This is a genomic window from Pedococcus sp. P2_E4, assembly GCF_056403935.1.
This window is the reverse complement of record NZ_JBFUEO010000045.1, coordinates 1-24,088: the sequence shown is the minus strand read 5'-3', so window position 1 is coordinate 24,088 and position 24,088 is coordinate 1. Positions and strand designations below refer to the sequence as shown.

Here is a 24,088-nt window from a genome sequence, read left to right as displayed (position 1 = left end):
GGGCCGCGGCGGCCGACAGGGCACCCGGCACGGTGGCCAGGCGCTCGCCGACGAGGATGACGACGCCGTCGCCCTGCAGGGCCTGCGCGGCCCGGGCGGCAGCCCCGTCACCGGTGACGCCGTCGCCGAGCGCACGGAGCACCTCGGCCTCGGTGCCCGGAGCGGCGGGGACCAGCGTGCCCCCGAGCTTGTCGAGCCCGCGCGTGGCAAACGGCGCCACGGCGTAGACGGAGGTCCTGGCCTTGCGGAATGCCTTGCGCAGGCGCAGGAAGACGATCGGCGACTCCTCCTCGGGCTCGAAGCCCACGAGGACGACGGTCGTGGCAGTCTCGAGGTCGGCGTAGGTGACCGCACCACCCTCGGGGCCGGTCGCGACCACCGACGAGGCGAGGAACTCGGCCTCCTCGGCGGAGTGCGGGCGGGCGCGGAAGTCGATGTCGTTGGTCGACAGCACGGCGCGGGCGAACTTGCCGTAGGCGTAGGCGTCCTCGGCGGACACCCGTCCACCGGTGAGCACCCCGACACCCTTGGCCGCCTTGAGGCCGGCCGCCGCCGCCTCGAGCGCCTCGGGCCAGGACGCGACCTGCAGCTCGCCGTCCTCGTCGCGGACCATCGGGAACTGGAACCGGTCCCCGGTGTTGGCGTACTGGAAGGCCCAGCGGCCCTTGTCGCAGTTCCACTCCTCGTTGACCACCGGGTCGTTGATCGCCATGCGGCGCAGGACGACCCCACGACGGTGGTCGGTGCGGATCGAGCAGCCGGACGCGCAGTGCTCGCACACCGACGGCGTCGACATGAGGTCGAACGGGCGGCTGCGGAAGCGGTAGGCCGCACCGGTCAGCGCACCCACCGGGCAGATCTGCACGGTGTTGCCGGAGAAGTAGGACTCGAACGGCTGCTCCTCGTAGATGCCCACCTGCTGGAGGGCACCCCGCTCGACCAGCGCGATGAACGGGTCACCCGCGATCTGCTCGGAGAACCGGGTGCAGCGGGCGCACAGGACACAGCGCTCGCGGTCGAGCAGCACCTGGCTGGAGATGTTGATCGGCTTGGGGTAGGTGCGCTTGACGTCCGCGAAGCGCGACACCGCCCGGCCGTTGCTCATCGCCTGGTTCTGCAGGGGGCACTCGCCACCCTTGTCGCAGACCGGGCAGTCCAGCGGGTGGTTGATGAGCAGCAGCTCCATGACGCCCTGCTGCGCCTTGTCGGCGACCGGCGACGTGTGCTGGGTCTTGACCTCCATGCCCTCGGACACCGTGATCGTGCACGAGGCCTGCGGCTTGGGCATCGCGCGGAGCGTGCCGTCGGGACCCGGGGTCGCGACGTCGACGAGGCACTGGCGGCAGGCGCCGACCGGCTCGAGCAACGGGTGGTCGCAGAACCGCGGGATCTCGACGCCGATCTGCTCGGCGGCCCGGATCACCAGGGTGTTCTTGGGGACGGCCACGGCCACGCCGTCGACGGTGAGGTTCACCATCTCGACAGCAGGCTGCGTGTCCTTCGTGTCGGCTACGGCGGTCATGCGGACGCCTTCTCCTTCGCGAACAGCGTGGAGTCCTTCGGGTTGAACGGGCAGCCCCCGTGCGTGAGGTGCCGCAGGTACTCGTCACGGAAGTACTGGATGCTGCTCGTGATCGGGCTGGTCGCACCGTCACCGAGCGCGCAGAAGCTGCGGCCGAGGATGTTGTCGCAGATGTCGAGCAGCTTGTCGAGGTCCTCCTCGGACCCCTGTCCGTGCTCGAGCCTGCCCAGGATCTGCTTGAGCCACCACGTGCCCTCGCGACAGGGCGTGCACTTGCCACACGACTCGTGCTTGTAGAAGTCGGTCCAGCGGTCGACCGCGCGCACGACGCACGTGGTGTCGTCGAAGATCTGCAGGGCACGCGTGCCGAGCATGGAGCCCGCCGCCGCCACCGACTCGAAGTCGAGGGGCGTGTCGAGGTGCTCGGCCGTGAACAGCGGCGTCGAGGAACCGCCGGGGGTCCAGAACTTCAGGTCGTGGTTGGGGTCACGCATGCCACCGGCCATGTCGAGCAGCTCGCGCAGCGTGATGCCGAGCGGCGCTTCGTACTGGCCCGGGCGCTTGACGTGGCCGGAGAGGCTGAAGATGCCGAAGCCCTGGGACTTGGCGGTGCCCATGTCGGCGAACCAGTCGGCACCGTGCAGCAGGATCGGCGGGACGGACGCGATCGACTCGACGTTGTTGACGACCGTCGGCCGGGCATAGAGACCGGCGACCGCCGGGAACGGCGGCTTGAGCCGCGGTTGGCCGCGACGGCCCTCGAGGCTGTCGAGCAGCGCCGTCTCCTCGCCGCAGATGTAGGCGCCGGCGCCGGCGTGCACGGTGATGTCGAGGTCGAAGCCCGAGCCGTGGATGTTCGTGCCGAGGTGACCCGCGGCATACGCCTCCTCCACCGCGCGCAGCAGGCGGCGGTAGACGTGCACGACCTCACCACGCAGGTAGATGAAGGCGTGGTTGCAGCCGATCGCGAAGGAGGTGATGACACAACCCTCGATGAGGAACTGCGGCGCCGCCATCATCAGCGGGATGTCCTTGCAGGTGCCCGGCTCGGACTCGTCGGCGTTGACCACGAGGTAGCGGGGACCGCCGTCCGGCGGGGGCAGGAAGCCCCACTTCATGCCGGTCGGGAAGCCCGCGCCGCCGCGGCCGCGCAGACCGGAGTCCTTGGTCATCTGGACGAGGTCGGCGGGCTTCATGCCCAGCGCCTTCTTCAGCGCCTGGTAGCCCTCGTTGCGCTCGTACGTCTCGAGCGTCCAGGACTGCGGGTCGTCCCAGAACTTGGTGAGGATCGGGGTCAGCGTCGTGCTCATGAGTCAGCCTTCCCGGAGGACTTGTCGCCAGCCTTGCCGTCGTTCTCGTCGAAGAGCGTGGCCGGCTTGTCGTCGACCGCCTCGTCGGGCGCGTTGGCGCCGCTGTCGGTGGAGGTATGCCGCCCTGGCGCCGTCTCGTCGGACGTCGCCTCGGGCTGCTGGTCACTGGTGGCCGTCTGGCCGCCCTTGCCGTTCGGGGCGGTCCAGCCGTTGTCCTTGGCGACCCGCAGGCCCTCGAGGGAGGCCGGGCCGGCGCCCACGCCCTCGTCGGCGAGGCCGTCGTGGAACCCCGCGAGGACGCGGGATACCTGCTTGAAGGTGCACACGGTGTTGGGGCCGCGGCTCGGCTTGACCGCCTTGCCGGCGCGCAGGTCGTCGACCAGCGTCTTGGTGGACTCGGGGGTCTGGTTGTCGAAGAACTCCCAGTTCGCCATGACGACGGGCGCGAAGTCGCACGCGGCGTTGCACTCGACCCGCTCGAGGGTGATCTTGCCGTCGGGGGTCGTCTCGTCGTGCCCGATGCCCAGGTGCTCGGAGACCTCGTCCCAGATCTGGTCGCCGCCCATGATCGCGCAGAGCGTGTTGGTGCAGACCCCGACGGTGTACTCGCCGTTGGGGTGGCGCTTGTACTGCGTGTAGAACGTCGCGACGCCGGAGACCTCGGCGGTGGTGAGGTCGAGGACCGCGGCACAGAAGTCGATGCCACGGCCCGTGACGTAGCCGTCGACGCTCTGCACGAGGTGCAGCAGCGGCAGCAGCGCCGAGCGCTTCTGCGGGTACTTCGCGACGACCTGCTCGGCGTCGGCGTACAGCCCCGCCAGCACGTCAGCGGCGTACGGCTCCTTGCTCTCCGGCGCCACCGTGAGGTGACCCGAGGCGGTCTGGATCCCGTAGTGCTCCATCAGCGATCCACGCCTCCCATGACGGGGTCGATCGAGGCGACGGCGACGATGACGTCGGCGATCTGGCTGCCTTCGCACATCACGGCCGTGGCCTGCAGGTTGTTGAACGACGGGTCGCGGAAGTGCGCACGGTACGGGCGCGTCCCTCCGTCGGACACCGCATGGCAGCCGAGCTCGCCCTTGGGGCTCTCGACCGCGGCATACGCCTGGCCGGGGGGCACCCGGAAGCCCTCGGTGACCAGCTTGAAGTGGTGGATGAGCGACTCCATCGAGGTGCCCATGATCTCGCGGATGTGGTCGAGGCTGTTGCCCATGCCGTCTCCGCCGATGGCCAGCTGGGCCGGCCAGGCGATCTTCTTGTCGGCGACCATGACCGGGCCCGGCGCGGCAGCGAGCCGGTCGATGCACTGCTCGGCGATCTTGAGGGACTCGTACATCTCGTCGATGCGGATGCGCAGGCGGGCGTAGGCGTCGGCCTCGGTGCGCGTGATGACCTCGAAGTCGTAGGTCTCGTAGCCGCAGTAGGGGTCGAGCTTGCGCAGGTCGTGCGGCAGGCCGGTCGAGCGCAGCATGGGCCCGGTGATGCCGAGGGCCATGCAGCCCGACAGGTCGAGGTAACCGACGTCGACGGTGCGGCCCTTGAGGATGGGGTTCTCGTTGAGCAGCAGCTCGAGCTCGCCGAGTCCCTTGCGCACCAACGGGATCGTGTCGCGCACCTTGTCGATGGCGCCGGGCGGCAGGTCCTGGGCGACACCGCCGGGGCGGATGAATGCGTTGTTCATGCGCAGCCCGGTGACCATCTCGAAGATCGACAGGATCCGCTCGCGCTCGCGGAAGCCGACCGTCATCACGGTCGTCGCGCCCATCTCCATGCCGCCGGTCGCCAGGGCGACGAGGTGGGAGGTGATCCGGTTGAGTTCCATCATCAGCACGCGGATGACGCTGGCCCGCTCGGGGATCTGGTCGGTGATGCCGAGCAGCTTCTCGACGGCCAGGCAGAACGCGGCCTCGTTGAAGAACGGCGTGAGGTAGTCCATGCGGGTGCAGAACGTCACGCCCTGGGTCCAGGTGCGGAACTCCATGTTCTTCTCGATGCCGGTGTGCAGGTAGCCGATGCCCGCGCGGGTCTCGGTCACCGTCTCGCCGTCGAGCTCGAGGATGAGGCGCAGCACGCCGTGCGTCGACGGGTGCTGGGGACCCATGTTGACGACGATGCGCTCCTCGTGGAGGGCGGCGGCCTCGTCGACCAGCTGGTCCCAGTCGCCACCGGTCGCGTTGAAGACATGCGCACCCTCGGAGGCTGCGGCGTCGGCGCCGGACGTGGCGTAGATGTCGTCGTGAGTGGTCGTCATCAGCTGTAAGACCTCCGCTGGTCCGGCGGCGGGACGGTGGCGCCCTTGTACTCGACGGGGATTCCGCCGAGGGGGTAGTCCTTGCGCTGCGGGTGGCCCGGCCAGTCGTCGGGCATGAGGATGCGGGTCAGTGACGGGTGGCCGTCGAACTGGATCCCGAACATGTCCCACGTCTCGCGCTCGTGCCAGTCGTTCGCCGGGTAGATCTCGACGATCGAGGGGATGTGCGGGTCGGAGTCGGGTGCGGTGACCTCGACGCGGACCCGGCGTCCGCCGTGGGTGATCGACAGGAAGTGGTAGACCGCGTGGAGCTCGCGGCCGGCCTCCTGCGGGTAGTGGACACCGGACACGCCGGTGCACATCTCGAAGCGCAGCGCAGGGTCGTCGCGCAGCGCCCGGGCGACGGCACGCAGGTGCTCGCGGCGCACGAACAGGGTCAGCTCGCCACGGTCGACGACGGCGCGCTCGACCGCCTCGGAGTACGACGCGCTGCCACCACCCAGCCCGCGCTCGAGGTGGTCGGCCACCTCGTCGAAGTAGCCGCCGTAGGGACGGACCGCTGCTGCGGGGAAGAGGACCTGCCGGACGACGCCGCCGTAGCCGGTGGTGTCGCCGGTGTCTGCTGCGCCGAACATGCCCCGGCGCTCGCCGATGACCACGGGGTCGGGCGTCGTACCGGGTGCGGCGGGCAGGTTGTGGGGGTCGCGCCCGGTCGTCTCACCGGCGATCGCGGGAGCCGGCTGGTCGGGGACGTCGCCCTTCTCGGCAGCCGCGTCGTCGACCTTGTTGCCGAGGATGTCGCTGTTGGCGGTGGCCCGGGTCGGGTCGTCGCCCTGCTTGGCGTCGGTCACGCGGCACCTCCCCGGGTGATGTCCGTGACGTGCAGGTGGTCGTGGGCGTGGGTGTGCTGGGACCCGGCGCCCTGGGCGAGCAGCCCGGTCATCTGGTGCGTCGGGGTGGCGTCGAGCGCGGCCGCCTCGGCGGCGCGGGCGGCGGCGACGCGGTTGACGCCGAGCTTGGAACCCTGGATCTGCTCGTGCAGCGTGATGATCGCGTTGAGCAGCATCTGCGGACGGGGCGGACAGCCCGGCAGGTAGACGTCGACCGGGATGATGTGGTCGACCCCCTGGACGATCGCGTAGTTGTTGAACATGCCGCCCGAGCTGGCACAGACGCCCATCGAGATGACCCACTTYGGCTCGGGCATCTGGTCGTAGACCTGGCGCACGACCGGGGCCATCTTCTGGCTGACGCGCCCGGCGACGATCATCAGGTCGGCCTGGCGCGGCGTCGCGGAGAACCGCTCCATGCCGAACCGGGCGATGTCGTAGTCGGGCGTGCCGACGGCCATCATCTCGATGGCACAGCAGGCCAGGCCGAACGTGGCCGGCCAGACCGAGCTCTTGCGCATGTAGCCGGCGACCTGCTCGACCGTGGTCAGCAGGAAGCCTGCGGGCAGCTTCTCTTCGATTCCCATGATGTCCTCTTCAGATCCCGGCTAGTCCCAGTCGAGCCCGCCGCGACGCCACACGTAGGCGTAGGCGACGAACACGGTCAGGATGAACAGCACCATCTCGACGAGCGCGAACAGGCCGAGCTGGTCGAAGGCCACCGCGAACGGGTAGAGGAACACCGACTCGATGTCGAAGATGATGAAGAGCATGGCCGTCAGGTAGTACTTGATCGGCACGCGTCCGCCCCCGGCGGCCTGCGGCGTGGGCTCGATCCCGCACTCGTAGGCGTCGAGCTTGGCGCGGTTGTAGCGCTTGGGGCCGGAGACGGCCGCCGCACCCACCGAGAAGACGGCGAAGCCGCCGCCGATGGCCAGCAGGAAAAGCAAGGGGACGTAGGGGTTGCTCATCGCCGTGCCACTCCCCTTCCGTTGTCGTTGCCGGGTGTGTCGCTGCTCACACGGTTGCGGTGCGGCCCAATCCTATGGGCGCACGTGCAGATTGCACCCCGGCCCCCGTCGTGGCTGGTCATGCGTCCGGAGCCATCTTGGACAGGGCCGTGATGAGGCGGTCGCTCGCGTCGCCGCCGTGGGGTTCGGCGAGGTTGGCCATCACCTTGAGCAGGAACTTCATGAGCGTCGTGCGGGGTAGGCCGTACTTGGTCGCCAGCCGCATGACCTCGGGGTTGCCGATCATCTTGGCGAAGTAGCGACCCAGCGTGTAGTAGCCGCCGAGGGCGTCGGCCATGACCGTCGGGTAGGACTGCAGGACGCGCTCGCGCTGGGCGTCGGTGGTGCGGGCGAACGCCTGCGCGATGACCTCGGCGGCGAGCCGGCCCGACTCCATCGCATAGGCGATGCCCTCGCCGTTGAACGGGTTGACCATGCCGCCGGCGTCGCCGACCAGGAGCAGGCCGTTGTCGTAGTGCGGCTGCCGGTTGAAGCCCATCGGCAGCGCGGCGCCACGGATCGGGCCGACCATGGTCTCGTCGTTGTAGGTCCAGTCCTGGGGCATGGTCGCGACCCAGCGACGCATGACGTCCTTGTAGTCGGTCTTGCCGAAGGCGCTGGAGGTGTTGAGGATGCCGAGGCCGACGTTCGAGGTGCCGTCGCCGACGCCGAAGATCCAGCCGTAGCCCGGCAGGAGGACCTTCTTGCCGGCGTCGTCGGTCGACCACAGCTCGAGCCAGGACTCGAGGTAGTCGTCGTCGTGGCGCGGGCTCGTGTAGTAGGTGCGGACGGCGACGCCCATGGGGCGGTCCTCGCGCTTCTCGCGACCCATCGACAGGGACAGCCTCGAGGAGTTGCCGTCGGCCGCGACGACGAGCGGGGCGGTGTAGCGCAGCTCGGGCCCGGTGGAGCGCCCCTTGTCGTCGACGGCCTTGGCGGTGACCCCGACGATCGCGCCCGACCCGTCGAGGATCGGGCCGGTCACGTTGGTGGACTCGCGCAGCCGCGCGCCGTGCTTCACCGCGTGCCGGGCGAGGATGTCGTCGAAGTCCTGGCGGGTGCGGACCAGCCCGTACGGGGGGAACGACGCGAGGTCCGGCCACGGCAGCGACAGGCGCATCCCGCCACCGATGATCCGCAGGCCGTGGTTCTTGATCCAGCCGTCCTCCTCGGGGGTGGGGATCCCGAGGGTGATGAGCTCCTTGACGGCGCGGGGCGTCAGGCCGTCCCCGCAGACCTTCTCGCGCGGGAAGCTGGTCTTCTCGAGCAGGAGGACGTCCAGCCCGCTCATCGCGAGGTAGGCCGCGGTGGCTGACCCGCCGGGCCCCGCACCGACGACGATCACGTCGGCCGTCTCGGTCGCCGGGGTGGTCACGCCAGCCCCGCTGATGGTCTCTGTCACGCCTGCCTCACACGCTTGTGAACAACTTCACGAACTTCAAATGCGGAGTCTATTCCCGCCCGGCCTCCCGGTCACCAGTGAGGCGAACCTAACCCGCTCGCGACCCCCGTGCCGAGGTCAGGCGAGCGGCTTGGTGCCCCGGTGCAGGGCCACGATGCCGCCGGTCAGGTTGCGCCACGCCACCTCGGTCCAGCCCGCCCGCTGGACGGTGGCGGCCAGGGCGCGCTGGTCGGGCCACGCCTGGATCGACTCGGCGAGGTAGACGTACGACTCGGGGTTGCTGCTCACCTTGCGCGCGATCGGCGGCAGGGAGCGCATGAGGTACTCGGAGTAGACCTTGCGGAAGGCCGCGTTGACCGGCTGGCTGAACTCGCAGACCACGAGGCGGCCACCCGGCCTGGTCACCCGCAGGAACTCCCCGAGCGCCGCGTCGACGCTGGCGACGTTGCGCAGGCCGAACGACATCGTCACGGCGTCGAAGCTGTCGTCGGCGAACGGCAGCCGCATGGCGTCGGCGGCCGTGAAGCCCAGGTCGGACCGGCGACGGTTGCCCACGCGCAGCATGCCCAGCGAGAAGTCCGCCGGCACGACGTTGACGCCTGCAGCCGCGAACGGCTCGCTGCTCGTGCCGGTGCCCGCGGCGATGTCGAGGACCGTCTCGCCCGGCTGCGCGGCCACGGCCTTGAGGACCGCCCGGCGCCACAGCCGGTCCTGCCCCAGCGACAGGACGTCGTTGGTCAGGTCGTACTTGCCCGCCACGTCGTCGAACATCGCGGCGACGTCGCGGGGGTCCTTGTCCAGGCTGGCGCGGCTCATGGCGACATCCTCGCACCCGCCGAGGCGACCTCCTGTCGCGGACCGCACCCACCCCCGCCGTAGGCTTTCCCCGACATGACCAGCCTCCCCGCGCCCGCGAGCCAGCCACGCGGCATACCCGTCGTCGCCCGCACCGTGGCACTCGACGACCCCGGTGCGCTGCTCGCGCTGCTGCCCGACGCGGCCGACCCGCGCGAGCTCGCGAGCTGGGTGCGCCGTGGCGAGGGACTCGTCGGCTGGGGCCGCGCCCTGGAGTTCACCGCCCACGGCCCGGACCGGTTCGCCGCCGCCGAGCGCTGGTGGCGCTCGCTGGTCGAGAACGCCGTCGTGCGCGACGACGTCCGTCTCCCCGGCACCGGCCCGGTCACCTTCGGGTCGGTCTCGTATGCCGCGGACTCGCCCGTCGGGGCCACGCTCGTCGTGCCCGAGGTCGTCGTGGGCGCCCGCGACGGCCGCTGGTGGGTGACCTCGATCGGCACCGACTCCGAGCTGCCGCCGCCGGTCGTGCCGCACCCGTCGACGCCGCGCTCGCCCCAGGGGGTCGCCTTCGCCGACGGCGCCCTGTCGCCCACGCAGTGGGCCGGGTCGGTCTCGCGTGCCGTCCAGCGGATCACCGACGGCGAGCTCGACAAGGTCGTCCTCGCCCGCGACCTGCGGGTGAGCGCCGACGAGTCGATCGACCCGCGCTGGCTGCTCTCCCGGCTCGCCGAGCGCTACGACACGACGTGGGTGTTCTCGGTCGACGGGCTCGTGGGCGCCACCCCCGAGATGCTGGTGCGCCTCGAGAAGGGCCTGGTCACCTCACGGGTGCTGGCCGGCACGATCCGCCGCACCGGCGACGACGAGCACGACCTCGCGCTGGCCGCCTCGCTGGCCCGCTCGAGCAAGGACCTCGAGGAGCACGAGTACGCGGTCAGGTCGGTCGCCGACGCCCTGCGCCCGCACTGCTCGTCGATGAACGTCCCTGAGTCGCCGTTCGTCCTGCACCTGTCCAACGTGATGCACCTCGCCACCGACGTCGCCGGTGTCCTCGCCGACGACGCGACGTCCCTCAGCCTTGCCGCGTCCCTGCACCCCAGCGCCGCCGTGTGCGGCACCCCGTCGGCGGTGGCCGACCGGGTCATCGGCGAGCTCGAGGGCATGGACCGGGGGCGCTACGCCGGCCCGGTGGGCTGGATGGACGCCTCCGGTGACGGCGAGTGGGGCATCGCGTTGCGCTGCGGGGCGTTCGAGCCCGGCGACGCCTCGGCGATGCGGCTGTTCGCCGGGTGCGGCATCGTCGCCGGGTCCGACCCCGAGTCCGAGGTCGCCGAGTCCGACGCCAAGCTCGTCCCGATGCGCGACGCCCTGACCGACACCGACCTCGTCCAGGCCTCATGAGCCACGAGCTCGCCCCGAACCCCGTCGACGCCGTGGTGTTCGACCTCGGCAACGTCCTCATCCGCTGGGACCCGGCGCCGGCCATCGCCGCGGCCGTGGGCCAGGAGCGCGCCGCGGCCTTCCTCGCCGACGAGGCCTTCGACTTCGGGGCCTGGAACACCGCGAACGACTTCGGCCGCCCGATCGCCGAGGCCGAGGAGTCGGCCGTGGCCGCCCACCCTCACCTCGCCGAGGAGATCCGCGCCTACCGCGCCAACTTCGACGCCTCGATGGTCGAGCAGATCGAGGGCACGGTCGCGATCCTGCGCGAGCTGCACGAGGCCGAGGTGCCCCTGTTCGCGCTGACGAACTGGTCGGCAGAGCTGTTCCCGCGGGCCCTCGACCGCTTCGAGTTCCTCGACCTGTTCGAGGACATCATCGTGTCCGGCGAGGAGGGCGTCGGGAAGCCCGACCCCGAGATCTTCGAGGTGCTCGAGGAGCGGATCAGGCACCGGGGCGGGCTCGACGACAGCATCTTCATCGACGACAGCGCCACCAACGTGATGGCGGCGCTCGAGGCGGGGCTGGACGCGATCCGCTTCACCGATCCCGAGACGCTTCGTGAGGACCTCGTCGTCCGAGGCCTGCCGCTGCGCCCGACCCACTGAGGCGGGGCGGGCGCAGCGGGCCGGTACACACCTAGCCCGCGCTGGGCTGTGGGCTCGGTGGGGCGGCGCTGCTCTCGACCACCCCGGTGTGGGACCGGCTGGCGTTGCGGAACCCCGTGCCCTCCTCGCCCTCGGCGACCGGGGTCGAGGGACCGGTCCCGCCGCCCGGGCTGCCAGAGCCGTCACCTCCGCCTCGTTGGAACCCCTTGAGGATCATGCCGATGAAGCTCGGCTTGCCCTGCGACTTGCTGTAGACGTCGAAGGCGACGGCGCCGAGCAGCACCAGGCCCTTGATGATCTGGACGAAGTTCGAGTCGACGCTGAGGTTGGCGAGGCCGAGGTTGAGGACCCCCATGACGAGGCCACCGATCATCGAGCCCGTGACCGTGCCGACGCCCCCCGCGACGGCTGCGCCGCCGACGAAGACCGCCGCGATCGCGTCGAGCTCGAAGTTCACCCCGTCCTTGGGGTTCGCCGCATTGAGGTATGCCGTGAAGACCATGCCCGCGATGGCGGCCAGGAAGCCCATGTTCACCATGACGAACATGTCGACGCGACGGGTGTCGACCCCGGAGAGCCGTGCGGCGTTGGAGTTGCCGCCGACCGCGTAGATGTGGCGACCGAGGACGGTCCGCTGCGTGATGAACGTGTAGAGGATGACCAGGCCACCGAGGATGAGCCCGACGACCGGGACTCCCTTGTAGGAAGCCAGCAGCAGTCCGAACATGAGCAGCAGCCCACAGATGACGACGAGCTTGAGGACCGAGATCACCAGCCGCGGGACCGCGATGCCGTAGCTGCGCAGCTCGGACCGCTTCTTGAGCTCCAGCCAGACGATGACGGCGACGGCCAGCAGCGTGAGGACCAGCGTGGGGTTGTGGTAGCCGGTCACCGGCCCCATCTCGGGGATGTACCCGTTGGCGATCTTCTGGAACGACTCGGGCACCGGGATGCTCTCGGCGTTGAGGATCATCAGGTCCAGACCGCGGAAGAGCAGCATGCCGGCGAGGGTCACGATGAAGGCGGGAATCCCGACATACGCCACCCAGAAGCCCTGCCACACCCCGACGAGGCACCCGAGGGCGAGGCCCAGGAGGATGGCCGCCGGCCACGGCAGGTCGAAGCGCTGCATCGACAGCGCCACGGTGGCACCGACGAAGGCCGACACCGAGCCGACCGACAGGTCGATGTGCCCGGCGATGATGACCATCACCATGCCGATCGCAAGGATGAGGATGTAGCCGTTCTGGACCAGCAGCGACGTGACGTTGCGTGGCTGGAGGAACAGGCCGTCGGTGAGGATCTGGAACATCACGACGAGCAGCAGCAGGGCGATCATCATCCCGTACTGGCGGATGTTGCCGCTCATGCTCCGGCGGATCTCACTGAGCAGCGACGGAGCAGGGGCTGCTGGCTCCTCCACGCGCTCGGGTGCGGTCTGGGTGGCCATGGTCAGTCTGCCTTTCGCTGGGTCATGTAGCGCATGAGCGTTTCCTGGTCCGCGCGCTCGCGCGGGACATCGGCGGTGATGACGCCGGCGGAGAGGGTGTAGATGCGGTCGCAGAGGCCGAGCAGCTCGGGGAGCTCGGATGAGATCACGAGCACGCCCCGGCCGCTGTCCGCGAGCTGGTTGATGATCTCGTAGATCTCGTACTTGGCCCCGACGTCGATGCCGCGGGTGGGCTCGTCGAGGATCAGGACGTCGGGCTCGGTGAACATCCACTTCCCGAGGACGACCTTCTGCTGGTTGCCGCCGGAGAGCTTCCCGACGCCGGACTCGACCGACGGGGTCTTGATGTTCATGCTCGTGCGGTAGCGGTTGGCCGCGACGACCTCCGCGCGTTCGTCGACCACGCCGCGTCGACGGATCTTCTTGAGCCCCGCAGCCGTGATCGACACCTTGACGCTGTCGAGGAGGTTCAGCCCGAGGCTCTTGCGGTCCTCGGTGACGTAGGCGAGCCCGGCGTCGATCGCCTGCTGGACGGTGTTGGCCTTGACGGCGCGTCCCTCCTTGACCAGCTCGCCGCTCACCTTGTGTCCGTAGGACTGGCCGAACACGCTGCGGGCGAGCTCGGTGCGACCGGCGCCCATCAGTCCCGCGAGGCCGACGATCTCTCCTCGCCGGATGGTCAGGGACGCGCCCTTGACGATGAGGCGTCCGGAGTCCTCGGGGTGACCGACCGACCAGTCACGGATCTCGAGCAGGGTCTCGCCGATCGAGGGCTCGTGCGGGGGGAAGCGGTGGTCGAGGTCGCGTCCCACCATGCCGCGGATGATGCGGTCCTCGTTGATCTCCCCACGGGTGATGTCGAGGGTCTCGATCGTGCGGCCGTCCCGGATGATGGTGATGGAGTCCGCGATCTCCTCGATCTCGCCCAGCTTGTGGGAGATCATGATCGAGGTGATCCCCTTGGCCTTGAGGCCGAGCAGGAGGTCGAGCAGGTGCCGCGAGTCGGTGTCGTTGAGGGCGGCAGTCGGCTCGTCCAGGATGAGGAGCTTGACGTCCTTGGCCAGCGCCTTGGCGATCTCGACCAGCTGCTGCTTGCCGATGCCGATCGCGCGGATCGGGGTGTCCGGGTCCTCGCGGAGCCCCACCCGGGCGAGCAGCTCGAGCGCGCGCTGTCGCGCGACGAGCCAGTTGATGACCCCACCCCTGCCCTGCTCGTTGCCGAGGAACAGGTTCTCGAGGATGGACAGCTCCGGGACCAGGGCCAGCTCCTGGTGGATGATCACGATGCCCGCGCTCTCGCTCTCGCGGATGCCCTTGAACTCGCAGGGCTGGCCCTCGAAGTCAATGTCGCCGGTGTAGCTGCCGTACGGGTACACACCCGAGAGCACCTTCATCAGGGTCGACTTGCCGGCGCCGTTCTCGCCGCAGATCGCGTGGATCTCGCCGCGCGCCACCTCAAGGCTCACGTCCGACAGCGCCTTGACGCCGGGGAACACCTTGGTGATGGAGCGCATCGACAGGATGGGATCGCTCATCGTCACGCCTCGTTGCATGGGTCTGGATGGGTGGGTCGTTCGGGTCCTGCGGTGGCCCTTGGAACCCGGTGGCGGCGGCACGCGAGACGCCGCCACCACCGGGCGATCAGGGTGGTGCTACTTCAGCTGGTCGTCGGTGTAGTACTTGGCGTCGAGGAGGATCTGCTTGATGTTCTCCTTGTCGGCCGCCACCGGCTCGAGCAGCTGGGTCGGGACCTTCTTGACGCCGTTGTCGTAGGACTCGGTGTCGTTGACGGTCACGGTCTTCTTGTCGGCGATCTCCTGGATCATCTTCACCGTGGCCTGGGCCAGGTCACGGGTGTTCTTGAAGACGGTGGAGTACTGCTCACCCGCGAGGATGGACTTGACCGACTCGAGCTCGGCGTCCTGGCCGGTCACGACCGGGAGCTTCTTGCCGCCGCTGCCGTAGCCGCTGCCCTTGAGGGCCGCGATGATGCCGCGGGACAGGCCGTCGTACGGCGACAGGACCCCGTTGACGTCGGCCTTCGAGTAGGCCTTGGTCAGGACGTTCTCCATGCGCTTCTTGGCGACGGCAGCGTCCCAGCGCAGGGTCGCCACGGTCTTGAAGTCCGTCTCGCCCGACGCGATCTTGATGTCACCCGAGTCGATCTTCGGCTTGAGGACCTCCATCGCGCCGTTGAAGAAGAAGGTCGCGTTGTTGTCGTCCGGCGACCCGGCGAAGAGCTCGACGTTCCACGGCTTCGGGGCACCGCTGGCCTCGAGGCCCTTCAGGAGGGACTCGGCCTGGAGCTTGCCGACCTTGAGGTTGTCGAAGGTCGTGTAGTAGTCGACGGCGTCGGTGTCACGGAGCAGCCGGTCGTAGGCGATGACGGGGATGCCCGCGTCCTTGGCCTCCTTGAGCGCACCCTTGAGGGCGGTGCCGTCGATCGAGGCGACGACGAGGACCTGGTTGGCCTTGGTCACCATGTCGTTGACCTGGGTGACCTGGGTGGGGATGTCGTCGTTCGCGTACTGGAGGTTGACCTTGTAGCCGGCCGCCTCGAGCTGCTGCTTGATGTAGTTGCCGTCCTTGATCCATCGCTCGGACGTCTTGGTCGGCATCGCGACCCCGATCGTGCCCTTGCCGGACGCGGCGGACCCGCCGCCCGAGGTGCCGTCGGTCTGCCGGCCGCAGGCGCTCAGGCCGACAGCCAGGGCACCGACCGCGAGAGCCGCAATCATTCTGCGCACCACTGTGTGCTCCATTCTGTGCAAGTCAACCTGCGCTGTTGCCGGCTGATCGAGTGTCCTGCGTGTGCTGCTGCGTGCCTTCACCAACCCTCAGGAAAGGCCCTGGGCGAGTCGGTGGTAGGCGTTGTTCCACCGCAGCTCCTGGGCGAACCCACGAGTCGTGGTGGAGTCGTCGATGAAGGCGAGCTCCACGCCCGCCATCTCGGCGAAGTCATCGAGGTGCTCACGCCGCAGCGCGGTCGAGAGCACGGTGTGGTGGGGTCCCCCGGCGGTGAGCCACGAGGTCGTGGAGGTCCGCAGGTCGGGACGAGGGCTCCAGACGGCCCGGGCCACGGGCAGCTTCGGCAGCTCGGCGAGCGGGTCGACGACGTCGATCGCGTTGCCCACCAGGCGGAACCGGTCACCGAGGTCGGCCATGCCGACGGTGAGGCCCTCGCCGGGGGCGGCGTCGAACACGAGCCTGACCGGGTCCTCACGGCCGCCGATGCCCAGCGGGTGGATCTCGACGCGCGGTCTGGCACTGGCGATGGTCGGGCAGACCTCGAGCATGTGCGCTCCGAGGATCAGCTCGGCGCCCGGGGCGAGGTGGTAGGCGTAGTCCTCCATGAACGAGGTGCCGCCGGGCAGGCCGGCCGCCATGGCCTTGAGGGTGTGCAGCAGGACCGAGGTCTTCCAGTCCCCCTCGCCGCCGAAGCCGTAGCCGTCGGCCATCAGCCTCTGCACGGCCAGGCCGGGCAGCTGGCGCAGCCCGCCGAGGTCCTCGAAGTTGGTGGTGAACGCGCCGAACCCGCCCTCGACGAGGAACTGGCGCATCCCCAGCTCGATCCGCGCGGCATACCGCAGCGAGTCGTGCCGGTCGCCCGCGGAGGTGAGCTCGGGCACCACGTCGTACTCCTCGGCATACACCTTGACCAGAGCGGCGACGTCCTCGTCGGCGACGGCGTCGACGACGGCCACCAGCTCGTTGACGCCGTGGGTGTTGACCGACACGCCGAAGCGTCGCTCGGCCTCGACCTTGTCACCGTCGGTCACCGCGACACCGCGCATGTTGTCGCCGAACCGGACCAGCTTGAGCGCGCGCACCGCGGCCAGGCCGGTCGCGGCACGCGCCCAGGTCGCGACGCCCTCGACGACCGCGGGGTCGCTGACGTGGCCGGCCACGGTCTTGCGCTGGACACCCAGGCGGGACTGGACGTAGCCGAACTCCCGGTCGCCGTGGGCGGCCTGGTTGAGGTTCATGAAGTCCATGTCGATGGTGGCCCACGGCAGGTCGCGGTTGACCTGGGTGTGCAGGTGCAGCAACGGCTTCTGCAGCCGCTCCAACCCGGAGATCCACATCTTCGCGGGCGAGAACGTGTGCATCCAGGCGATGACCCCGATGCACTCGTCGGCGCTGTTCGCCTCGAGCATGACCCGGCGGATGGCGTCGGAGTCGGTGAGCACCGGCTTCGCGACGACCTCGGGGACGATGGCCTGCGCGGAGGCGAGGGCGTCCGAGATGACCCGCGACTGGCTCGCGACCTGCTCGAGGACGTCGTCCCCGTAGAGGCCCTGGCTGCCGGTCAGGAACCAGATCTGGTGGCTGCTCATCGGTTTCCGTCCTGTTGTCCGTACACGTTCTGGTACCTGTCGTGGAGCTGGTCGATGTCCGCGTCGTCGAGGCGCCAGGTCTGGCCGAGCTGCTGCGCGACGTGGACGGTCCGGGCGACGTCCTCGAGCATCACGGCGGCCTTGACGGCGTCGCGGGCGGTGCGGCCGATCGTGAACGGGCCGTGGCCGCCCATCAGCACCGCCCGGGAGCGGCTGCCCCGGAGCGTCTCGACGATGCCGCGCCCGATCGAGTCGTCCCCGATGAGCGCGAACGGCCCCACGGGGATGTCCCCGCCGAACTCGTCGGCCATCATCGTCAGCACGCACGGGATCGGCTCGCGACGAGCGCACCACGCGGTCGCGTAGGTCGAGTGGGTGTGGACCACTCCCCCGACCTCTGGCATGTGGCGGTAGACGTAGGCGTGGGCGGCGGTGTCGGACGACGGCTGGTGCTGGCCGTCGACCAGGCGCCCGTCGAGGTCGCAGACCACCATCGCCTCCGGCGTCAGGTCGTCGTAGGACACCCCCGACGGCTTGATGACGAACAGGTCAGCCCCCGGGACGCGGCCCGACACGTTGCCGGCGGTCCACGCGACCAGCTCGTTGCGGGTGAGCTCGGCGTGCAGGCCGGCGACGTCCTGTCGCAGCTGCTCGACGGCCTCGCGCACGGCGGCGCTCGTCGTGGCGCTCATGCGTGCGCCCTGCGACGGATCGCCTTGAGGGTGCGCATCACCGGGTTGGCGCCACGGCCGAAGTAGTCGTGCAGGGTCCGGTACTCCGCGAACAGCTCGTCGTAGGCCGCCACGTTGGCCGGCACGGGCTGGTAGGCGGCGACCTCGCGACCGCCCATCGCCCCCGCGGCCTTGCGGATGTCGGGGTAGGCACCGGCGGCGACCGCCGCGTGGATCGCCGACCCGAGGGCCGGCCCCTGCTCCGAGGTGACGACCGACAGGGGCATCCCCAGCACGTCGGCGTAGACCTGCATCAGCAGCGGGTTGCGCAGCAGGCCCCCCGCGACGATGAACTCGGTGACCGGGACCCCTGCCTCGGCGAAGGTCTCCACGATGACCCGGGCGCCGAAGGCCGTGGCCTCCAGCAACGCGCGGTAGGTGTCCTCGGGGCGGGTGGCGAGGGTCTGCCCGACGACCAGGCCGGACAGCTCGTGGTCGACGAGGACCGAGCGGTTGCCGCTGTGCCAGTCGAGGGCGACGAGACCGTGACCGCCGATCGGCTGCTCGGAGGCGAGCTCGCTGAGGTATTCGTGGACGCTGAGCCCGCGCTCGTGCGCCGCGGTGCGGTAGCCCTGCGGGACCGAGCCGTCGACGAACCAGCCGAAGATGTCGCCGACCCCGGACTGCCCCGCCTCGTAGCCCCAGAGGCCCTGGACGATGCCGCCGTCGACGACCCCGCACATGCCGGGCACCTCGCGCAGGACCGCGCCGTTCATGACGTGGCAGGTGGAGGTGCCCATGATGGCCACCATCTGGCCGGGCTCCACGGCCTGGGCCGCGGCGGCCGACACGTGCGCGTCGACGTTGCCGACGGCGACCGCGATGCCCTCGGGCAGGCCGGTCCAGCGGGCCGCTTCGGCGGTGAGCCGACCGGCCGCCTCGCCGAGCTGGCCGATGCGGTGCTGGAGCTTGTCATCGACGAAGTCGGCGAACCCGGGGTTGAGCTCGGCCAGGAACTCGCGTGAGGGGTACTCGCCCTCCTGGAGGATCCCCTTGTAGCCGGCGGTGCAGGCGTTGCGCACGTACTCGCCGCACAGCTGCCACACGATCCAGTCCGCGAGCTCGACCCAGCGATCCGTCGCGGCATACACCTCGGGGGCCTCCTCCAGCAGCTGGAGCCCCTTGGCGAACTCCCACTCCGAGGAGATGAACCCGCCGTAGCGGGGCAGCCACGACTCCCCGCGCTGGGCGGCGAGGGCGTTGATCCGGTCGGCCTGGCCCTGCGCCGCGTGGTGGCGCCAGAGCTTGACGTAGGCGTGCGGCTCGGACGCGAACTCCGCGGTCTCGCACAGCGGCGTGCCGTCCTCGAGGGTCGGCAGCACGGTGCACGCGGTGAAGTCGGTGGCGATGCCGATCACGTCGGCCGCGTCGATGCCGGCGAGCCGGACCGCCTCGGGGACCGCCGTGCGCAGGACGTGGACGTAGTCGGTCGGGACCTGCAGGGCCCACTCGGGCGGGAGCTTCTGGCCGGTGCCCGGCAGGACCGAGTCGACGACCCCGTGCGGGTAGGCGCAGGTCGCGGTGCCGAGCTCGGCGCCGTCGCTCACCCGGACGACCAGCGCGCGTCCCGAGAGGGTGCCGAAGTCCACGCCCACGACGTACGACTCGGTGCGGTCCTCGTTCGGCATTGAACAGCTCCTCGGCGAGCGGGCGGCGCGGTGGTTCCGGGCGGTGGTGCGGGAGCACTGTGTTAGCGCTAACCCGTAGTGTTAACGCTAACATCCGACCCCGTCAAGGGGTTCGCCGAAACTTTCGTGCGTGGGGACCCTGATGCCTCAGGTATGCCGTCGGGCCGTGGACGCCCGGACCACGAGCTTGGGCGGGACGACCACCGAGCCCGAGGCGCTCTCGCCACGGATGCCCTCGGTGAGCAGCTCCAGCGCCCCGCGGCCCAGGGCCACGAAGTTCTGGCGGACCGTCGTCAGCGGTGGGGTGAAGTACTCCGACTCCGGGATGTCGTCGAACCCCACCACGCTCACGTCCTGCGGCACCCGCAGGCCGGCCTCGGCCAGCGCCCGCAGGAGCCCGATCGACATCTGGTCGTTCGCGACGAAGACCGCGGTCGCGGTTCCCTCGGCCGCCAGCTCGCGACCCAGCGAGTAGCCGCTCGAGGCGCTCCAGTCGCCCACGAGGACGTCGGGGGCGGGCAAGCCGGCCTTGGCGAGGCTGCGGCGCCAGCCGGTCTCGCGGGCCTGGGCCTGGTACCAGTCGGGCGGGCCGCTGATGTGCGCGATGCGCTCGTGACCGAGGTCGATCAGGTGCTGGGTGGCCAGCATGGCGCCGGCCTCGTGGTCCACCCCGACCGCGAAGCTCGCGCGCCCCGGCTCGGCGTCGAGGACCACGACCGGGATCGGCAGCGTGGAGCCGATGCCGAGGTCGAGCCCGGTGTCGTCGGGCGCGATGAGGACGATCGCCTCGACCGATTCGGACACCAGGTGGTCGATCGCCTCGGAGGTGGCTTCCGGAGTGACGTCCGGCAGCGAGGCGAGCACGATGCTGTAGCCCTGGGCTCGGGCCGCGAGCTCCAGCCCGACGACGGTGCTTGAGGGCCCGAAGTAGCCGAGCCCGGCGGCGACCACGCCGATGACGCCGGACTTCTGCGTCACCAGCGCACGGGCCGCGTTGTTGCGCCGGTAGCCGAGCTCGCGGACGGCATCGAGGACCCGGTCGCGCGTGGCGGGAGCCACCTTCGACGACCCGTTGATCACCCTCGAGACCGTCTGGTGGGAGACCCCCGCGACGCGCGCGACGTCCTCGAGCCGTGGTGCCGACCGTGCCGTGGTGCTCATGGGTCCCTCCTCCCGGGTGGCGTATCGCCTCTGCCGGACGACTATCGCAGGTCGCCCGTGGGGTGCGCAGTGGGGCACGCGGCTGGTCGGCGCCCGGGCACCGACCGGGCACCGTGCAGACATGGCCGCACCGCGGGTCAGGCCAGGACGGACCGGGCGGCGTCGCGCAGCGCGGCATGGCTGCCACGGTGCAGGTCGCGGCGCACCGGGACCTCGACGACGGTCAGCCCCCGCGGCCGCCTCGACACGGCGACCGCCAGCTGCTGCGCAGTGGTGACCCGTTCGTGGGCCACTCCGTGGGCGGCGCACAACGCCGCGAGGTCCGTGCCGGTCGGGGTGCCGAAGAGCCGCTCGAAGTCGGCTGCACGCTCGGGCTCCCCCGGCTCGAGCAGCGTGAAGATGCCGCCGCCGTCGTCGTTGGTGACGACCAAGGTCAGGTCGGGCCGCTGTTCGAGGGGCCCGACCAGCAGGCCGTTGGCGTCGTGCAGGAACGTCAGGTCGCCCATCCACGCGTAGGTCGGTCCCGGCCCAGCCAGCGCGATGCCGCTCGCCGTCGACACGCACCCGTCGATGCCCGCCAGCCCGCGGTTGGCCACCACGGTCAGGGCACGGTCACGCCCGCCTGCGGTCAGGTCGAGGTCGCGCACGCTGTTCGACGGGCCGACGAAAAGTGTTGCACCGGAAGGGATCTCACGCCACAGCACGTCCGCGACGTCGATGCTGCGCATCCCGTCGGCGCCAGGGTCCTGCTCGCCACCGCCTGCCGGAGAGCCGGCGGGCAGGACCGCGCCCACGGCCCGCCCCGCGTCCGCCCAGGCCGCCGCCCAGCGAAGGTCGGAACTCGACGTCGTCGCCCCTGCCGCGTGCCCACCCAGGACGTCGAGGACCTCCGGCTCCCAGACGCGCGCCACCGTCGGTGCCGACTCGATCCACCGGTGGGTCCGCACGACCTCGAGCCGCACCCCCGGTCGGCGCAGGAGCGCCGCCACCGGCCGGGACAGGGTCAGGCGGCCCACAGCCACCACCCGCGACGGGAGATGGGCGTCGAGCCAGCTGTCGCTGGCGAGGACGAGGGGGGCATGCGGGGTCACGCCGTCACGGGGATGGGTGCCGAACGGCTCGGCCACCACCGGCCACCCGTGGCTGCGGGCCCACGCCAGGACCCGCCCGAACTGCTCCGGGTCAGGCAGGTCCCCCACCACGACGAGGGTGCGCGGCTCGCGAGCGAACTCTGCGGCCGCAGTGAGCCTTTCATCGTCGGGGACTCGCTCGGCCACCGGCACCGGGTGCCCGGAGGCGGTCAGGGACTCGGGCCAGTCGGCGCCCTGGGTGGGCACCAGGGGCTCACGAAGCTGGACGTTGAGGTGCGCGGGACCGGGCTCGCCGGAGGGGTCCGCCCCGACCGCGTGGCTCACAGCGTCCCTGGCAGCCACACGCCAGCGCTCCACCTCGCCCACCTCGCGCACCGGGGCGGCGAGGTCGCGCGACCACCGGACCGCGCCGGCATACAGGCCCGGCTGGGTGGTCGTCTGGTTGGCGCCGGTCCCCCGGAGCTCCACCGGACGGTCGGCGCTCAGCACCACGAGCGGGACGACACCGTGGTGGGCCTCGAGGACCGCCGGGTGCAGGTTGGCCACGGCAGTGCCGGAGGTGGTCACGACCACCGCCGGCACGCGCGTCAGCTTGGCCAGCCCCAGGGCGAGGAAGCCCGCGGACCGCTCGTCGACCCGGACGTGGAGGGTGAGCCTGCGAGCGCGCTCGGCCTCGTGCAGCGCGTAGGCGAGCGGCGCCGACCTCGACCCAGGGCAGAGCACCGCGTGGCGCACGCCGCAGCGGACCAGCTCGTCGACCAGCACGGTGGCCATGGCGGTCGACGGGTTCACGGCTCGGATTGTGCCACCCCGGAGGCGGCGTCCTGTGGGCCCACCCGCTCGAGCCGGTAGTCGCGGATGACGGGGGCGCCGTACCGGTCCGCGACGAAGAACGCTCGCGCCGACTCACGCCAGTGCACGACGGACGGGTCGTCGCTGGCGTCGACGAGGGCGGCGGTCTCGACGTACTCCGTCCCGTCATGCGCCGCCGCTGCCGTCCGGGCCTCCGGGTCGTCGGCGAGGTCACGGGTCGCCGTCACCCAGTGGCGGCTGTCAGGGTTGGGCTGGCCGTCGAGGCGCGGCACGGCGTCCTGGTGGTGCTCCAGCGAGAGCACCTCGACCGACGGGGCCATCGCGGCCCGGGACACCGGCGAACCCATCGTGACGACGTGGGTGACCCGGTGACCGGCGGTGAACGTCGGGGACGTGGCGAGCGCCGAGGCGGCGATCCCGCCGAGGCTGTGACCGACCAGGAGCACGGGCTCGTCGGCGACGTCGCGGGGAGCGCCCCCAGCCGCTCGGGCAGCAGTTCCGGCGGCCCGAGCCGCCGCCGCGTCGGCCTGCGCCAGCGCGAGTGCCTGCGCCGCTCCTGCCGTCAGCGCGGTCGGCTGCTGGGCCGTCAGCCGCACGTCGCTCGTCAGGTCGAACGGGTTGCCCCCGGCTCTGGGGTCCCACACCTGGGTGCCGCTGACCTCGACGACCCACGCCGAACCCCCGGCCGGCTGCGGCACCTCGACGACCCGGACGTGGCCGGGGTAGTCCTCGCCGTCGCTGAGGTTTCGCTGGTCGCGGGTGAGGTCGGCGAGGTTGCTCGGCGCCCCGGCGCCGGCGCGCGGCGCCGGCCTCGGCACCACGCGCACCAGGCTCGGCTCCGACAGCAGGCCGACCCCGGAGGCGGCGAGCGACAGCACGCGGACCCCGTCCTCGTAGCCCGGAGCGGAGCCAACCCCGCCGGTGGCCGCGTCGAGGGCGAGCGCCGTCCCGAACGGCACCGCCGACAGCGGGCTGAGTGCTGCCCCCAGCACCAGGCCCTCGGCACCGCCCGCAAGGTCGGCCGTCCACGGCGCGAGGAACACCGTCCGGTCGAGCGCCGCACCCTGGTCCACGCCTGCGACCTCGAGCCCGGCCGCGGCCAGGGTGACCGCGGGCCACTGGGCGCCGACGCCCAGCATGACGGCGTCCTGGACAGCCTCCACCGAGCACATGACGCCCTCCTCGACCGCGCGGTAGGCGCACGTGGCCGCGCGGACAGCCGTCGCCAGCGAGGCGAGCTCCACCACGTCGCGGACGATTCGGTGTGGGGCGAGGCAGGCTCCGAGCGCCACCTCGGCGCGGGCCGCGGTCGCCGGGTTGAGCAGGCTCGTCGCCACCAGCACCGGGTCCGCCGCGGCGACGGCGAGCCGCCCGGCCACCTCCGCCACGTCCCGCGACACGCGCAGCAGGGTCGCCGCGGCTTGGTCCAGGGACTCCAGCCCGACCGAGGTGCCACCCGTCCCGCCGCGCACGGTCAGGTGGCCGCCCGACGAGGGCGGCGTGCCGTCAGCCGTGCGGGTCACCAGCACCCTCCAGCCCGGCCAGCCGCGCGAGCCGTGCCAGGGCCTCGTCGACGGCGACGGCATGGGCGTGCAGGAGGTCGCCGGCCTCGTCCAGCTCGGCGGCCCGGTGGCGCAGGGCCAGCG

The 24,088-nt window shown here is 71.0% G+C and carries 20 protein-coding genes; 2 read left to right on the top strand and 18 right to left on the bottom strand.

From position 1 onward, the window contains the following. The 9 genes from AC1DV7_RS15935 to AC1DV7_RS15895 form a co-directional block, all read right to left on the bottom strand. Positions 1-1,522: NADH-quinone oxidoreductase subunit G (locus tag AC1DV7_RS15935; RefSeq protein ID WP_477598205.1), on the bottom strand; the 1,522-nt coding region annotated here is incomplete at its 3' end. Next, positions 1,519-2,832 (bottom strand): NADH-quinone oxidoreductase subunit NuoF, encoded by a 1,314-nt coding sequence (gene nuoF, locus AC1DV7_RS15930; RefSeq protein WP_477598203.1) that lies wholly within the window; start codon positions 2,830-2,832, stop codon positions 1,519-1,521. The genes AC1DV7_RS15935 and nuoF, both read right to left, overlap by 4 nt. Next, the gene (gene nuoE, locus AC1DV7_RS15925) at positions 2,829-3,734 is read right to left on the bottom strand and encodes an NADH-quinone oxidoreductase subunit NuoE (protein ID WP_477598202.1); all 906 of its coding nucleotides are present in this window, start codon (positions 3,732-3,734) and stop codon (positions 2,829-2,831) included. Before nuoE ends, nuoF begins: the two co-directional genes overlap by 4 nt. Then, entirely contained in the window at positions 3,734-5,086 is a 1,353-nt protein-coding gene (locus AC1DV7_RS15920; RefSeq protein ID WP_477598201.1) for an NADH-quinone oxidoreductase subunit D, read from the bottom strand. The genes nuoE and AC1DV7_RS15920 overlap by 1 nt, the downstream gene beginning before the upstream one ends. Further along, the gene (locus AC1DV7_RS15915; RefSeq protein WP_477598208.1) at positions 5,086-5,814 is read right to left on the bottom strand and encodes an NADH-quinone oxidoreductase subunit C; all 729 of its coding nucleotides are present in this window, start codon (positions 5,812-5,814) and stop codon (positions 5,086-5,088) included. Before AC1DV7_RS15915 ends, AC1DV7_RS15920 begins: the two co-directional genes overlap by 1 nt. A 119-nt stretch (positions 5,815-5,933) precedes the next feature. Then, positions 5,934-6,563: a NuoB/complex I 20 kDa subunit family protein gene (locus AC1DV7_RS15910; protein ID WP_477598199.1), complete on the bottom strand. Its 630-nt coding sequence runs from the start codon at positions 6,561-6,563 to the stop codon at positions 5,934-5,936. Positions 6,564-6,584: 21 nt separating this feature from the next. Further along, positions 6,585-6,947 (bottom strand): NADH-quinone oxidoreductase subunit A, encoded by a 363-nt coding sequence (locus AC1DV7_RS15905; protein ID WP_477598197.1) that lies wholly within the window; start codon positions 6,945-6,947, stop codon positions 6,585-6,587. A 118-nt stretch (positions 6,948-7,065) separates the two neighbouring features. After that, positions 7,066-8,388, bottom strand: a complete 1,323-nt coding sequence (locus AC1DV7_RS15900; protein WP_477598196.1) for a geranylgeranyl reductase family protein — start codon at positions 8,386-8,388, stop codon at positions 7,066-7,068. 117 nt (positions 8,389-8,505) lie between these two features. Next, positions 8,506-9,204 (bottom strand): demethylmenaquinone methyltransferase, encoded by a 699-nt coding sequence (locus AC1DV7_RS15895; protein WP_477598194.1) that lies wholly within the window; start codon positions 9,202-9,204, stop codon positions 8,506-8,508. A gap of 75 nt (positions 9,205-9,279) precedes the next feature. Between AC1DV7_RS15895 and AC1DV7_RS15890 the strand changes: the two genes are divergently transcribed. Together AC1DV7_RS15890 and AC1DV7_RS15885 are read left to right on the top strand one after the other, a co-directional pair. After that, entirely contained in the window at positions 9,280-10,584 is a 1,305-nt protein-coding gene (locus AC1DV7_RS15890; protein WP_477598192.1) for an isochorismate synthase, read from the top strand. Next, positions 10,581-11,231: an HAD family hydrolase gene (locus AC1DV7_RS15885; RefSeq protein ID WP_477598190.1), complete on the top strand. Its 651-nt coding sequence runs from the start codon at positions 10,581-10,583 to the stop codon at positions 11,229-11,231. Before AC1DV7_RS15890 ends, AC1DV7_RS15885 begins: the two co-directional genes overlap by 4 nt. A 31-nt stretch (positions 11,232-11,262) precedes the next feature. On the opposite strand, the gene mmsB is transcribed toward AC1DV7_RS15885, so the two are convergent. The 9 genes from mmsB to AC1DV7_RS15840 form a co-directional block, all read right to left on the bottom strand. Then, entirely contained in the window at positions 11,263-12,681 is a 1,419-nt protein-coding gene (gene mmsB, locus AC1DV7_RS15880) for a multiple monosaccharide ABC transporter permease (protein ID WP_477598189.1), read from the bottom strand. Between the two features lie 2 nt (positions 12,682-12,683). Continuing rightward, positions 12,684-14,234, bottom strand: coding sequence for a multiple monosaccharide ABC transporter ATP-binding protein (gene mmsA / locus AC1DV7_RS15875; RefSeq protein ID WP_477598187.1), 1,551 nt, complete (start codon positions 14,232-14,234; stop codon positions 12,684-12,686). A gap of 99 nt (positions 14,235-14,333) precedes the next feature. Continuing rightward, a complete protein-coding gene (gene chvE, locus AC1DV7_RS15870; protein WP_477598207.1) occupies positions 14,334-15,419 on the bottom strand; it encodes a multiple monosaccharide ABC transporter substrate-binding protein in 1,086 nt (361 codons plus the stop codon). A 99-nt stretch (positions 15,420-15,518) separates the two neighbouring features. Further along, a complete protein-coding gene (gene araA / locus AC1DV7_RS15865) occupies positions 15,519-17,018 on the bottom strand; it encodes an L-arabinose isomerase (RefSeq protein WP_477598185.1) in 1,500 nt (499 codons plus the stop codon). Next, complete coding sequence (locus tag AC1DV7_RS15860) at positions 17,015-17,710, bottom strand: L-ribulose-5-phosphate 4-epimerase (protein ID WP_477598184.1); 696 nt, start codon at positions 17,708-17,710, stop codon at positions 17,015-17,017. The genes araA and AC1DV7_RS15860 overlap by 4 nt, the downstream gene beginning before the upstream one ends. Then, positions 17,707-19,377: a ribulokinase gene (gene araB, locus AC1DV7_RS15855; protein ID WP_477598182.1), complete on the bottom strand. Its 1,671-nt coding sequence runs from the start codon at positions 19,375-19,377 to the stop codon at positions 17,707-17,709. Before araB ends, AC1DV7_RS15860 begins: the two co-directional genes overlap by 4 nt. A 147-nt stretch (positions 19,378-19,524) precedes the next feature. Beyond that, complete coding sequence (locus AC1DV7_RS15850) at positions 19,525-20,538, bottom strand: LacI family DNA-binding transcriptional regulator (RefSeq protein ID WP_477598180.1); 1,014 nt, start codon at positions 20,536-20,538, stop codon at positions 19,525-19,527. Between the two features lie 137 nt (positions 20,539-20,675). Further along, entirely contained in the window at positions 20,676-22,421 is a 1,746-nt protein-coding gene (gene menD / locus AC1DV7_RS15845) for a 2-succinyl-5-enolpyruvyl-6-hydroxy-3-cyclohexene-1-carboxylic-acid synthase (protein WP_477598179.1), read from the bottom strand. Then, the gene (locus AC1DV7_RS15840; protein WP_477598177.1) at positions 22,418-23,965 is read right to left on the bottom strand and encodes a PGAP1-like alpha/beta domain-containing protein; all 1,548 of its coding nucleotides are present in this window, start codon (positions 23,963-23,965) and stop codon (positions 22,418-22,420) included. Before AC1DV7_RS15840 ends, menD begins: the two co-directional genes overlap by 4 nt. Positions 23,966-24,088 lie beyond the last annotated feature (123 nt).